The sequence below is a fragment of the Streptomyces sp. NPDC029151 genome, assembly GCF_055564315.1.
On sequence record NZ_JBVHWQ010000001.1, the window covers coordinates 1331265 to 1344506 of the forward strand.

The 13242-nt window shown below is 75.9% G+C and carries 9 protein-coding genes; 6 read left to right on the forward strand and 3 right to left on the reverse strand.

Going from position 1 to position 13242, the window contains the following annotated elements:
• Window positions 1–65: 65 nt before the first annotated feature.
• From ACZ4VF_RS05385 to ACZ4VF_RS05405, 5 genes are all read left to right on the forward strand, one after another.
• Window positions 66–1604, forward strand: coding sequence for an IucA/IucC family protein (locus ACZ4VF_RS05385; protein WP_467923294.1), 1539 nt, complete (start codon window positions 66–68; stop codon window positions 1602–1604).
• Between the two features lie 108 nt (window positions 1605–1712).
• On the forward strand, window positions 1713–3254 hold the full coding sequence (locus ACZ4VF_RS05390) for a hypothetical protein (RefSeq protein WP_467923295.1): 1542 nt from the start codon (window positions 1713–1715) through the stop codon (window positions 3252–3254).
• A 48-nt stretch (window positions 3255–3302) separates the two neighbouring features.
• Window positions 3303–4046 carry an NUDIX hydrolase gene (locus ACZ4VF_RS05395; RefSeq protein WP_467923296.1) on the forward strand — a complete coding sequence of 248 codons (744 nt, stop codon included), beginning with the start codon at window positions 3303–3305 and terminating at the stop codon, window positions 4044–4046.
• A gap of 77 nt (window positions 4047–4123) precedes the next feature.
• Window positions 4124–5386: a VWA domain-containing protein gene (locus ACZ4VF_RS05400; protein ID WP_467923297.1), complete on the forward strand. Its 1263-nt coding sequence runs from the start codon at window positions 4124–4126 to the stop codon at window positions 5384–5386.
• Window positions 5386–6186 carry a hypothetical protein gene (locus tag ACZ4VF_RS05405; RefSeq protein WP_467923298.1) on the forward strand — a complete coding sequence of 267 codons (801 nt, stop codon included), beginning with the start codon at window positions 5386–5388 and terminating at the stop codon, window positions 6184–6186. Before ACZ4VF_RS05400 ends, ACZ4VF_RS05405 begins: the two co-directional genes overlap by 1 nt.
• Before the next feature lie 216 nt (window positions 6187–6402).
• Here ACZ4VF_RS05405 and ACZ4VF_RS05410 read toward each other — a convergent pair whose 3' ends face one another.
• From ACZ4VF_RS05410 to ACZ4VF_RS05420, 3 genes are all read right to left on the reverse strand, one after another.
• Window positions 6403–6825: an acyl-CoA thioesterase gene (locus ACZ4VF_RS05410; RefSeq protein ID WP_467923299.1), complete on the reverse strand. Its 423-nt coding sequence runs from the start codon at window positions 6823–6825 to the stop codon at window positions 6403–6405.
• 53 nt (window positions 6826–6878) lie between these two features.
• Window positions 6879–7508 (reverse strand): hypothetical protein, encoded by a 630-nt coding sequence (locus tag ACZ4VF_RS05415; protein ID WP_467923300.1) that lies wholly within the window; start codon window positions 7506–7508, stop codon window positions 6879–6881.
• A gap of 286 nt (window positions 7509–7794) precedes the next feature.
• Entirely contained in the window at window positions 7795–8394 is a 600-nt protein-coding gene (locus tag ACZ4VF_RS05420) for a histidine phosphatase family protein (RefSeq protein WP_467923301.1), read from the reverse strand.
• A 236-nt stretch (window positions 8395–8630) separates the two neighbouring features.
• Here ACZ4VF_RS05420 and ACZ4VF_RS05425 point away from each other — a divergent pair, with 236 nt between their 5' ends.
• On the forward strand, window positions 8631–13106 hold the full coding sequence (locus ACZ4VF_RS05425) for a type I polyketide synthase (RefSeq protein ID WP_467923302.1): 4476 nt from the start codon (window positions 8631–8633) through the stop codon (window positions 13104–13106).
• Window positions 13107–13242: the final 136 nt, after the last annotated feature.

Sequence of the window (13242 nt, forward strand, 5' to 3'; positions counted from 1 at the left end):
GTGACGATCAGTATGGCTGCCGTCCCGGACAATCGTGCCGTCCCCGTGTACCCGAGGAGCCGACCGTGCACCGTCCCCCCACCGCCGAGGCCGAGATCGCCGAGGAGCTGGCCGCCGTCCGGCCCGGTCTGCTCCCCCGGTACACGGCGGAGCTGCCCGGTGCCCGCGCCGCCGTACTGACCCGGCTGTGGCGGGCGCTGGCCCATGAGCCGCTGCCCTTCGTCACCGGCCGCGTGCCCGGGGCGCACTCCCTCGCCCTGCGCCTGGCCGACGGCCGGACCCTGCACGGGCCGCACGCGGACCCGTACGCCACGAGCGCCTACGTCACCGGCGTGCGGCTGGACCGGGAACGGTACGACGATCCGGCGCGGCTGATGGCGGCGCTCGGGGTGCCGCACGGGTCCGCCTTCGCGGCGGAGCTGGCGCACGGCACGGCCTCGCTGGCGCTGTCCCGGGCCGGCGCGGATCACCCGAAGGAGTGGCCGGCAGCGGTCCCCCCGGCCGGAGGCCGGCCCACGGCGTGGGAGTGGGAGCAGCGGGTGGTCGACGGGCACCCGTACCACCCGAACTGCCGGTCCCGGCCCGGCTTCTCGGTCGCGGACCAGCTGGCGTACGGCCCCGAGCACGGCCCGGTGGTGCGGCTGCGGACCGTACCCGTGCCGGCGGCCGACTGCCTGCTGACCGGCGGCTGGCCGGCCGAGCTCCGCGACGGCGACCGCCTCCTGCTGCCGGTCCACCCCTGGCAGGCCGAGCACGTGCTGAGGCGCGCGTACGACCCCTGGCGCGCGGCCCGTCCGCTGATGTCCCTGCGCACCCTGGCGCTGCCCGGCGGCCCGCACGTGAAGACCGCGCTCAGCGCCCGGCTGACCTCCTCGGTGCGGGACATCTCCGTGTACTCGGTACGGTCCGCCGCGACCCTGTCCGACTTCGCCGGGGAACTGGCGGCGCGCACCGACGGCCTGCTGCACATCACCCGCACCCTGGGCGCGGCCACGGCCGGCTTCCCCGACCTGGCCGCCCTGCTGCGGGAGCCGCCGGAGGTGTACGCGGGACCGGACGAGCACGTCGTGCCCGTGGCCGCCCTCGCCACCACCTCCCTGCCCGGCTCCCCCGCCTGGCTGACCGCGTTCACCCGGCTGGCGCTCACCGTGGGCCTGCGCCTGCTGGACCTCGGTGTGGCCCTGGAGGCCCACGGCCAGAACCTCCTGGCCGTGCTGTCGGCCGACGGCACCCCGCTGCGCCTGGTCTACCGGGACCTGGCCGACATCCGCATCAGCCCCGCCCGCCTGACCCGCCACGGCATCACCCCGCCCGCCCTCTCGGGCCGCCTGATCACCGACGACGAACCCGCCCTGCGCCGCAAGCTGTTCGGCTCCCTGGTGGCAGGGGCGCTGGCGGCCACGGCGGGCTCGGGGCCGGCGCTGGCCGCGGCGCTGCGGGCCGCCCTGCCCGATCTGCCGCCCGGCCCGGACCTGGACGCGCTGCGCGACGGCCCGCTTCCGGCGAAGGCGTTGACGCTGATGCGTCTGTCGCCCGGCCGGAGCGGGGACCTGTGGACGTGTCTTCCCCACCCCCGCGCCGTACCGTTCCCGGCTCCGGACTGATTTCGCGCCATGTTGCCTGGCCCGAAATCATCGTTGTCGTCCGTCTCGCCGTCCGGCGGTGTACCCCTGATGAGCCAGCCAGGACACGAGACTTTTCGAGAGCAGCAGATGACTGACGACGACCGCAGTGACAGCCTGATGTCGCCGATCCGGCCCGAACAGCTGGATCCGGGGGCCGTGATCGCCCAGTCGCTGGACAACCAATGGGTGCCCGCGCCGCTCGCCAGGGAGATGATCGAGCGCGGCGAGTCCCTGGACCAGGTCGACCGCCGACGCGTGCGGGAGGTGCGGGCCGAGTACTTCCGCAGCCTCATCAACGCCGGCCAGGTCGTGATCAACCGTGCCTACTTCTACAACAACGACGCGATCGGCCGTGACCTCGCCGAGGAGGGGGAGGCCCGCGAGGCCCACCGGAAGCTGCTCGCCTCGGGCGCGATCGTCCCCTTCCTGCTGCGCGAACGCCACCCGGCGGAGGACCCGCCCGGCCATCTCCACCTGCGGCGCGACGGGTTCACCGCCTGGCAGGAGACGCTGGCCGGCATGTCCGCGAGCGACAGGGTGCGCTGTGTGCGCATGTCCTGGGACGATGCCAGAGGCGACCAGGAGAACAGGGACCGCACCCGGATACGCCTCTACCAGCCGTTCACCGAGAAGGTCCAGGGACTCACGGCCAAGGACATCGACATCCTCGCCGCGCAGGTCGGTGTGGCGCGCGAGGACACGGACCGGTTCGGCGAACGGCTCGGTGAGGTGGTCGCGTTCAGCAACGGTCTCAGCGTGCGCAGACAGCCGGTCGTGCGCAACACCCTGTACGAGGAGTTCGTGACCGTCCCGGGCACGAACGTGGCCGAGGGCAGATACGACCGCGGCAAGCCCTTCGCGGCGGAGATAAAGCAGCTCCTCGACCTCATCTACAACGTCAACCTGGCCGACGCGCTGGGGCGTTACCCCCTCACGCCGGTCGGCAGCCTGCGGCGCGTGGTGCTGCAGGAGGCCCGCGAGGCCACGTCCGCCACCGTGGGTGTCGTGCAGGACCCGGAACAGCTGCTGACGTTCCTGCGGCGGCAGACCTTCGCCGTCGTGCAGGACCATCTGACCCCCCAGGCGGTGAACGACCTGACGCTGCACGACATCTGGCGGCTGCGGCAGACCCCCGCCTGGAACTCCTACATCAAGGCCTTCGGGGCACTGACCGCCGCGCCGGAGGCGTTCCACGACGGTGTCGGGCAGGTCTTCGACTCCTACGTCCGGCTCAACGCGGAGATCCTCCGGCTCGCCCGGGAACGCCGGCAGGCCCGGCCGGCCCCCTGGCGCCCGGTGGTCGAGGTCGTCGTCACCGTGGGCGCGGCCGTGTTCACCGCCGTCAGCGGCAACGACGTCTGGCAGGTGGCCGGTGCGGTCCTGCCGCTCACGGTGAGCGGCTCGCTGACCGGCTCGGTGCAGCTGGTGCTCCGCAACCACGTCGCCGGACGGCAGGAACAGAGGTTCGCCCGCGAGATCGCCGGCGTACGACTGGCCAGTGAACGAGAATGGTCGCAGTTCCACGACCTGGTGCGCCGGCTGCCCGGCTACCGGGACACGGCCGGCCGGGCTCCGACGGGCACGGCCTCGACGACCACCCAGGACAACGAAGACCTGCCCGACTACTGATCGACCGATGAGCCGGAGTACGCCTGTGCCGAGCCTGCCGAGGCCCCGATGAACCGTTACGAGGCACTGCGCCGGATCGTCCCGGAGTGGTTCCGCGACGATCCGGGGGGCATCCGCATCCTCACGGACCCGGCGCTGGTCCGCGACGCGCGCCGCCAGGCGGCCACGGCCGGGCGACGCGGCCGCGGCGGTCCGTTCGCAGGCCTGTGGGCACGGCTGCGGGCCGTGCTGCGGCCGGTCCCGGCGGGTGTGGTGTCGGCCGGCCGCTACCTGTGGTACCTGCGCGACCCGGTGCGCTTCCCCGACGGCCGCCTGGGCCTGTACGACCGGATCCTGCCGCCCCCGGGCTCCACCCCCGGCGTGGTCGTCCTGCCGCTGCTCGGTCCCGAGCGCAGGGTGGTCCTGGTCGAGCACCACCGGCACGCCACCCGGAGCCGGCACTGGGAGGTGGTGCGCGGCTTCGGGGACCCGGGTGCCACGCCCGCCGAGAACGTCAGCCGGGAGCTGCGGGAGGAGATCGCGGCCACACCGGCGACGGTGGTCCCCCTGGGCGAGTTGCACCCCGACACCGGACTGCTCGCCCACAAGGTCCTCCTCTACGCGGCGTGTGTGGACGGCATCGGCGCGGTGGAGCGGGGCGAGGCGATCGTCCGGGCGATCACCGTGACGCCGGCCGAGGCGGAGGAGATGGTGGCCGACGGACGGATCACCGACGCGTTCACCGTCGCCGCGCTGTACCGGGCCCGCCTGGCAGGCCTGTTCGCGACCCCGGCGCCGGGTGACGGCGCGTGAGGTCCGGTCCCGGCGCCCCGGGCCGGCGGGGGGCGGTCGTTTTGGAGGACGGCCCGTCTGATCAATAAGATCCGGCGATGATCAGAAGACAACGGCTGGCGGCGGGCGTGTGTGCTCTGCTCGCCGCCCTGACGGCCGGGATCGCGTTCCCCGCCGGAGCGGTCGCCGACGAGCCGGAACAGGGCGCTCCGAAGGTCGAGCTGGTGCTGGACGTCAGCGGTTCCATGCGCACCCGCGACATGGACGGCGGCACCCGGATGGCCGCGGCGAAGCAGGCGTTCAACGAGGTGCTGGACGCGACTCCGGAGGAGGTCCAGCTCGGTATCCGCACGCTGGGCGCCAACTACCGCGGCAACGACCGCAAGGAGGGCTGCAAGGACACCGAGCGGCTCTACCCGGTCGGCCCGCTGGACCGGACCGACGCCAAGACGGCCGTGGCCACGCTGGCGCCGACCGGCTGGACCCCGATCGGGCCCGCGCTGCTGAAGGCGGCGGACGACCTGAACGGCGGTGACGGCACCCGCCGCATCGTCCTGATCAGCGACGGCGAGGACACCTGCCAGCCGCTCGACCCGTGCGAGGTGGCCCGGGAGATAGCCGCCAAGGGCATCGGGCTGACCATCGACACCCTCGGCCTGGTGCCGGACGCCAAGACCCGCGACCAGCTCAGCTGCATCGCGGACGCGACCGGCGGTACGTACACCGACGTACGGCACAAGGAGGAACTGTCCGACCGGGTCGGCCAGTTGGTCGAGCGGGCGGCCGATCCGGTGGTGACACCGGTGGCCACCGAGGGCGCGGACCGGTGCGAGAAGGCACCGGCGCTGAAGTCGGGGCTGTACACCGACCGCGCGGGGTTCGGGCAGCAGCGCTGGTACAAGGTGGACGTCGAGCCCGGCCAGGAGCTGCGTGCCTCGGTGAGCGTCGCGGACGACCGGGCCGTCCGGCCGGACTACGGTGTGCTGCTGCGGGCGGTGACCGTGCACGGCCGGGAGATCGTGCGCGGTGAGGCCGCCGGCACCGGCCGTACCGACGTCATCTCCACCGGCCTGCGCTATCCCAAGCCGGACAGCGACGACGACGCGGCGCCCGCGGAGACGGTGTGCCTCCAGGTGACCAGCTCCTTCTCGGCCGCCGCCGGCGTCAAGACCAGCCCCGGCCTGCCGCTGGAGCTGACCGTCGACGTCGTGGACGGGCCGTCGGGCCACCACGACGTGGCCGCCTTCGGTCTCGGCCGCGGCTGGTGGCTGCTCGGTCTGCTGGTGCTGGCCGGCTTCCTCGCCGGTCTGCTGTGGGGCTGGCTGTCGCGCTGGCGGGTCGCCGTCTGGAGGACGAACTGATGCGGATCACACGTGTGCTGGGCGCCGCCCTGCTGGCGCTGGGGCTGGCCGCCGTGCCGGCCGCCGCCGACTCCTCGCCCTCCCCGAGCGCCTCGGCCGACGGTGACGCGCCCACCCGGGCGGGTACCTCCTTCCGTACGGCGGCCGAGATCGAGCAGGGCCGGCAGGCCACCGCCTCCGGCTCCACCGGCGACTACCTGTACTGGTCGTTCCCCGCCGACACCGGGCAGCGCCCCACCGTCGAGGCGACGGTGAAGCTCCCCGGCACGCACGGCGCCGAGACCTGGCAGCTCGACGTGTACGACGGTCTGCGGCGCCGCCAGGCCTGCCAGTACGGCGCCCAGACCCGCACCGCCGCGCAGGGCGCCGCCTCGGTCGAACTGGCCTGTGTGCTGCGCACGGTGCGCGGCTGGTCGGAGCCGTGGGCGAACGACCCGCTGCCGGGCACCTACTACGTCCGGCTGACGGTGGTAAACCTCGCCGCCGCCGACCTCGGGCAGCCGGTGAGCGCCGAGGTGCGCGTCGACTCCAAGGACATCGGCGGCGCGGCCGCGGTCGACGGGTCCCTGGGCAAGCCGCTCGTCCCCGGCATCGCCGCCAAGCCGGAGGCGGCCAAGGGCGGTTCGAAGGAGGCCGTGCTCTCCAGCTTCGGCCGGGACGACGGCTGGTCGTCCGGCTGGTGGTCCGACCGCTGGGTGTGGACGGGCATCGGCGGCATCCTGGCCGCGCTCGCCGGCATCGGCGGGTACGCCCTGACGCGCGGCTCGGGACGGCCGTCGCGGGTGCCGCCGGGCGCCTGAGCGACGGCGGGGGCCCCTGAGCGGGCCGACGCCGGGACGACACACCGCGGGGCCCGGCCGGGGCGGTTTCCTCGGCCGGGCCCCGCGCCGCGCGGGCTCTTCCCCGGCCGGGCGGGAACGGGCCGCGGCCGGCCCCCGTCACGGACCCGCGGGCCGACGACACCGAGCGCGCGCCGCGCACCGGCCGCCGGCCGTCCACCCGCCGGTCCGGGCCGCCTACAGGCCGAACAGCCCGGGGTCCGCGGCCAGTTCCTTGAACACCTCCCGCGGGTCGGCCATCAGCTTGCGCCGTTCGAGGTCGAGCAGGCCGCCCACCGCGGTGACCTCGGCGGCGAGCGTGCCGTCGGTCTTGCGGATCTCCTGCCGGATCCGGAAGGTCTTGCCCTCCCCCCATTCGAACGCGCAGGTCACGTCGGTCTCGTCGCCGGCGAGGAGCTCCCGCAGGTAGCGGATGTTCGTCTCCAGCGCCACCGGGCCCACGCCCCGGCCCACGAGCCGGGCCTGGCTGATCCCGGCCGCCTGGAGGAGGGACCAGCGGGCGTGCTCGGCGTAGTTGAGGTACACCGCCTGGTTGAGATGGCCCTGGGTGTCCGTCTCGTAGCCGCGGACGGTCACCCGGACGGAAAACGGTTCGGCCACTGCATGCCCTCCTCGTGTACTTGTCTGACGGTCGCCCGATCCTGACACGCCGTTCACACCCGGCGCGGGGAGGCGAGGAGATACCGGGCCCTCGTCCGGGGCTCGGTGTACTCGCCCGCCTGCCAGCCGGCCCGCTCCAGCGTGGCCGCGCAGGCCGCCAGGGCCGGCGCGTCCGGTGCGTACACCGCGACCGCCTCCGGCTGCGGGGTGGCCCGGACCCGGTACCCGTCCGCGTCCCCGCCGGCCGGAGCGTGCCCGGCCGCCTCCAGCGCGAGCGCCGCGGCCCGCACGAGATGCGTCCGCTCCCATCCGCAGGGCCGGTCCACGGCACCGTCGGGGTTCGTCATCCGGCGCAGCTCCACCAGGCCCTGCCAGGCGCTGTGCACCTCGCGCCGGCGGGCCGGGCCGGACGGGGGCGGCTCCTCCTCGCCGCCGGCACGGGCCACGAACACCCCGGTGTCCGGCGCGGTCCGCGCGGGCTCCTCGGGCTGCTCGGGCACCGCCTCCCGTATCCGGTGGCCCGCCGGTGTGAGGAAGTGGTCGTGCGGCGGCCGCGGGTGCCGGAAGGCCAGCCCCCGCTTCACCAGCGCCGCGAGCTGGGCCTCCGTACCGCGCAGCCGGCCGGTGACCGGGTCGGCGCCCTCGATCACCCGCCGTTGCGCGGCGGTCGGCGGTCGGGTCACGGATGCTCCTTCCGGCGCCGTCGCTGCACGGGCCGCCGGGAGGGCGGCCTCTTCGCAGAGTACGGCCCGGGTCTGACAACGCCCTCGGCGCGCGGCGGGGCAGGGCGGACCACCCGGCGCCACCGCGGGCGTGCTCCCCGCGGGCCGCCCGGCGCGCGGGGCGGGCGGTGACCGGGGTGTGCCCCCGGCGCCACCGGGCCGGACGACGTGGTCGTGGAGGGGCCGGCCCGGGACCGGCAGGCGCCGGTCGCGGCGGTACCCGGCGGGCCGGTGCCGGTGCGCTTCGCTACTGCGGGGGCCGGATGTTCCAGCCCGCCACCACCGGGCGTCCGTGCTCCGTGCCGAGGCGGCACAGCGTGCCCGTCGCCAGTCGGAAGAGGGCCCCGTACCGGGGCGGCAGGCCCAGACGGCGGGCGGTGAGGACGCGGAGGAAGTGGCCGTGGGCGATCAGTACGACGACGCCCTCGGCGTCGGCGAGCGCGGCGTCGGCCCTTTCCAGCACCCGGTCGGCGCGCTCCCCGACCTGTTCCGGAGTCTCGCCCGGGTGGTCCGGGGGGCCGGGTGCGACGCCGTCCGTGAAGAGGAACCAGCCGGGCCGGGTCCGCTGGATCTCCGGCGTGGTCACGCCCTCGTACCCGCCGTAGTCCCACTCGCGCAGGTCGGCGTCGACCCGCGCGTCCGGGATCCCGATGAGCCGGGCGGTCTCCCGGGCCCGCTGGAGGGGGCTGACGAAGGCCCCGGCGATCCGGTGCGAGCGGATCAGCGGCACCAGGCGGCGCGCCTCCTCCCGGCCGTGCTCGGTGAGGGGGACGTCGGTGCAGCCGGTGTGCCGCCCGGACCGCGACCACTCGGTCTCACCGTGCCGGACGAGGAGGAGGTCACCCATGACGGCACGGTGGCACACCCCCGTCCCCGCCCGCAGGACGGACTGCGCCATACGGCGTCGGCGGTCCGCTGCCGTCGCCGTGCCGGGCACCCGTGCCGACCGGCCGGCGGGACGCGGTAACCGCGCGGGGCGTCCGCCGTCAAGTCACGAAGAGCAGGGGCTGGGGCTCCGGGCCAGTCCCGGGCGACGGTGTCCGTACCCAGCACCACCACCCCCCACCCCGGAGCAGGTCCCCCATGACTGACATCGCCATCGTCGGACTCGGCTGCCGCTTCCCCGGCGCCCCCGACAGCCGGGCGTACTGGCGGCTCCTCCTGAACGCGGAGCGTCAGTTCCGCCCCGTCCCGGAGGACCGCTGGAACCACCGCCCCTTCCACGCCCCCGCGGACCGGTCCGCGCCCGACACCGCCTACACCGACCGGGTCGCCTTCCTCGACGGCGTCGACCGTTTCGCCGCCCTGCACTACGGTCTGCCGCCCCGCCGCGCGGAGGGCATGGACCCGCAGCACCGGCTGCTCCTCGACGTGACCCGGGAGGCCCTGGACGACGCCGGCCTGGGCCGGGGCGGCTTCGACCGCGACGGCACCGGCGTCTTCTTCGGCCTGTCGGTCTCCGACCACAAGGACCTGGTGACGGCCCGGATGCGCGCCCTCGCCCTCGCCGACGGCCCCCTGGCGCAGGGCGCGCCCGGCGCCGCGCGCGCCCTGCGGGAGGGCGTGACCGCGCTCCTGCCGCCGCTGGACGCCTTCACCGTGCCGGGCGGCCTGCTGAACATGGCGTCCGCCGCGGTCAGCCGGCACTTCGGCCTGGGCGGCCCCAGCTTCGCCGTCGACGCCGCCTGCTCCAGCTCCCTGGTCGCCCTCGAACAGGCCGTGCTGCACCTGCGTGCCGGCACCTGCGGCACGGCCGTCGTCGGCGGCGCCTACGTCAGCCTCACCCCGGACACCCTCGTCGGCTTCTCCCGGCTGGGCGCGCTGTCGGCCGACGGGGTGTGCCGCCCGTTCGACGAGCGGGCCGACGGTTTCGTCCTCGGCGAGGGCGCGGGAGCGGTCGTCGTACGGCCGCTGCGGGACGCGCTCGCCGCCGGCGACCGGATCTACGCCGTCCTGGAGGGCGTGGGCACGTCCAACGACGGCACCACGCCGGGCCCGCTGTGCCCGACGCCGGAAGGACAGCTGCGGGCCATGCGCCGCGCCTACGCCGACGCGGGCGTGCCGCCCTCGGCGGTCGGGTTCATCGAGGCGCACGGCACGGGGACGGGCGTGGGCGACCGGGTGGAGGCGGAGGCGCTGCGCCGGTTGCGGGCGGACGGGCCGGGCCCGTGCTACCTGTCCGCCGGCAAGGCGCTGACCGGACACGCGCTGTCCGCCGCCGGCATCGCGGGGCTGATCAAGACCGCGCTGGTCGTCCACCACCGTACGGTCGTGCCCCAGCCGGACACCGTCCCGCACCCCGGTCTCGGCCTGGCCGCCGCCGGCCTGCTCATCGCCGACTCCGCCCGGCCGTGGCCGGACACCGGCACCCCGCTGCGCGCGGCCGTCAGCTCCTTCGGCTTCGGCGGCACCAACGCCCACGCCGTCCTGCGCGAGGCCCCGGCCCCCGGACGAGCCCGCGCCCGCGCCACGGCCGCCCCCGGTGCGGGTCCTCAGCTGGTGCTCGTCTCCGCGGGCGGCCCGCGCGCGCTCCTCCGGCACGTCGACGCACTGCTCGACACCCTCGGCCACCACCCGGCGGCGTCCGCCGGAGCCCTCGCCCACACCCTCGGCGGCCGTGAGGTGCTGTCGAGCAGGCTCGCCGTCGTGGCCGCCGACGCGGCCGGGTGCGCCGAACGGCTGCGCCGGGCGCGGCGGCAGCTGGCCGACGGTGCCCGGGGTGATCTCGGGGACGGGGCCTTCGCCGCCGACGCGGTGCCGCCGCCGGTTGAGCGGCGCGTCGCCCTCCTCTTTCCCGGCCAGGGCAGCCAGCGGCCCGGGCTGCTGCGCGCCGTGTACGAGCGGTTCCCCGGCTTCCGGCGGACCGTGGCCGCCCTGGGTGCGGCGGCCGGGGTCGAGGTCGCCGAGCTGTTGTACGGCGGCGCGGAGACCGACCCGGTCCGGCGGGAGCGGCTCGCCGCCACCGAGGTGTGCCAGCCGCTGCTCGGCAGCGTGCAGATCGCCGCGACCCGGCTGCTGGCCGCCTGCGGTGTCGTACCCGACCTGGTGCTCGGCCACAGCGTCGGCGAGTTCGCCGCGGCGGCCGCGGCCGGCGTGCTCGGCGCCGAGGAGACGGTACGGCTGCTGGCCCACCGGGGTGCCGTGCTGCGGGACGCCGAGGCGGAACCGCGCGGCGGGATGCTCGCCGTGCAGGCGGACCCCGAGACCTGCCGGCGTCTGCTCCGGGGCGTCGACGGCGTCTGGCCCGCCTGCTTCAACGCGCCCCGGCAGACCGTCGTGAGCGGCGGCCGGGCGGGCCTCGACACGCTGCGGCGGCGCTGCGCCGAGGAGGGCGTCGCGACCTCCGTCCTCGACGTGTCGCACGCCTTCCACTCCCCGCGGCTCGCCGCGGCCGACGAGGCGATGCGCGCCGATCTCGCCGGGCGCCCGCTCGCCGAGCCCCGCCTGCCGTTCGTCTCGGCCGTCAGCGGGACGGTGTGCCACGACCCCGGGCGGCTGCGCGAGCTGTGGGCGCGGCACGCCTCCGCGCCGGTCCGTTTCGGCGACACCGTCCGCGCCGCCCACGACGCGGGCGCCCGGATCTTCGTCCAGGTCGCCGGGGCGGGTTCGCTGCTCGCCGCCGTCCGCCGCAACCTCACCGGGCGTGACGGCGTCCACGTCGTCGCGGTGGACGGCGGCGAGCCGGACGACGCGTGGGCGCTGCCCCGGGCCCTGGGCCGGCTGGCGGTGCTGGGCGTACCGGTCGATCCCCGGGCCCTGGTATCGGAGCCCGAGCGCCGGCTGCTGGACCTGCCGGCCGCCCCGCTGGACGCCCGGCCCTGCCGGCTGCGCCACCCGGCCCGCACCCCCGCCCCCGCTCCCGCCGGCGTCCCCGCCCCCGGCCGCCGGCCGGCCCTCCCGGAGAACGCCATGGACGACAACCCCGTCGAGAACCCCGTGGGCCAGAGCCCCGTGAACGACGTCGAGACCCCGCTGCACCAGCTGCTCGACCTGGTGCAGCAGCAGGTGACCGTCCTCAGGCGCCTCGGCGGGACGCCGCCCGCCACGGCCGCCGCACCCCCGGCGCCCGGCCCCGTCGGGGAACCCGGTGCCGCGCATGCCGTACGGGAGCGGATCGCCCGCATCGGTGCCTTCCCGGTGGAGCACCTGAGGGGCGAGCAGCGGCTGGTCGAGGACCTCGGCTTCGACTCGCTGATGCTGACCGACCTGTTCGCCTCCCTCAAGCGCCGGTGGCCCGCCCTCGCCCTCGACGGCCGGTGGACCCGGCCGACCGTCGACGGCGTCACCGCGATGGTCGGGGCCGACGCGGGTCCGGCGGAACCGGACGCCGCCGACGGCACCGCGCGGATCGAGTGCTTCCCGGAGGTCGCCGCGCACCGCGCACGCGTGGCCGTACTGGACGAACTCCGCCTGCCCAACCCGTACTTCCTGGTCCACGAGCGCGGCATGACGGACCGGACGGTCGTCGGCGGACGGGAGCTGGTCTCCTTCGCGGGCTACAACTACCTCGGCCTGGCCACCGACCCCCGGGTGCGGGACGCGGTGACGGAGGCCGTGGCGCGGTACGGCACCTCCGCCTCCGCCAGCCGGCTGCTGTCCGGCAGCCGTCCGCTCCACGTGGAGCTGGAACGCGAACTCGCCGACACCCTCGGCACCGAGGACGCGCTCACCCTGACGAGCGGGCACGCCACCAACGTCACCGTGATCGGGCACCTCGTCGGGCCGGACGACCTGATCGTGCACGACGCGCTGGCCCACGACAGCATCCTCCAGGGCTGCCGGCTCTCCGGCGCCACCCGCCGGCCCTTCCCGCACAACGACGCGGCGGCCCTGGACGCACTGCTCGGCGGGGTCAGGGGCCGCTACCGGCGGGTGCTGGTGGTGGCCGAGGGCGCGTACAGCATGGACGGCGACATCGCCGACCTGCCCGCCCTGATCGAGGTCAAGCGCCGGCACCGGGCGCTGCTCATGGTCGACGAGGCCCACAGCATCGGGGTGCTCGGCGCCACCGGCCGCGGTGCCGGCGAGCACTTCGGCCTCGACCGTGCGGACGTCGACCTGTGGATGGGCACCCTGTCCAAGGCGCTGGCGAGCTGCGGCGGTTACGTCGCGGCGGGCCGCACCGCGATCGAGTGGCTGCGCTACACCGCCCCCGGCTTCGTGTACAGCGCCGGTATGACCCCCGCCGACACGGCGGCGGCGCTGGCCGCGCTGCGGCTGCTGCGGGCCGAGCCGGAGCGGGTGTCGCGGCTGCGGGAGAACGCGGCGCTGTTCCTGCGGCTGGCCCGCCGGGCGGGGGTCGACACCGGGGACAGCGGGGGCACGCCGATCGTGCCCTGCGTCGTCGGGGAGTCGGCGGCCACGCTCCGGCTGGCCCAGGGGCTGTTCGAGGACGGGATCAGCGTCAACCCGATCCTGCACCCGGCGGTGCCGGAGGAGCTGGCCCGGCTGCGCTTCTTCGTCACCGGCGCGCACACGCCCCCGCAGATCTGCCGTACGGTGACGGCGCTGGCCCGGCGGCTGCGGCCCGGCGACGACGCCGGGCGCGCCGCCGTGTGAGGGTGGTGTGTCGTGCACCGCGCGCCCGCCCTGGACGGCGGGCGCCGCGCACCGGCCCGGCGGACCGGGGGCGCGGTCCTCGTCCTGGTCCTCGCGCACACCCGGCGAGCGTCCCCGCGCCAGCGCCGTCGGCGCG

What these genes read in the sequence shown, in the direction of transcription:
- ACZ4VF_RS05390 (WP_467923295.1), top strand. Translation starts at nt 1,713, where the DNA reads ATGACTGACGACGACCGCAGTGACAGCCTGATGTCGCCGATCCGGCCC.
- ACZ4VF_RS05395 (WP_467923296.1), top strand. Translation starts at nt 3,303, where the DNA reads ATGAACCGTTACGAGGCACTGCGCCGGATCGTCCCGGAGTGGTTCCGC.
- ACZ4VF_RS05400 (WP_467923297.1), top strand. Translation starts at nt 4,124, where the DNA reads ATGATCAGAAGACAACGGCTGGCGGCGGGCGTGTGTGCTCTGCTCGCC.
- ACZ4VF_RS05405 (WP_467923298.1), top strand. Translation starts at nt 5,386, where the DNA reads ATGCGGATCACACGTGTGCTGGGCGCCGCCCTGCTGGCGCTGGGGCTG.
- ACZ4VF_RS05420 (WP_467923301.1), bottom strand. Translation starts at nt 8,394, where the DNA reads ATGGGTGACCTCCTCCTCGTCCGGCACGGTGAGACCGAGTGGTCGCGG.
- ACZ4VF_RS05425 (WP_467923302.1), top strand. Translation starts at nt 8,631, where the DNA reads ATGACTGACATCGCCATCGTCGGACTCGGCTGCCGCTTCCCCGGCGCC.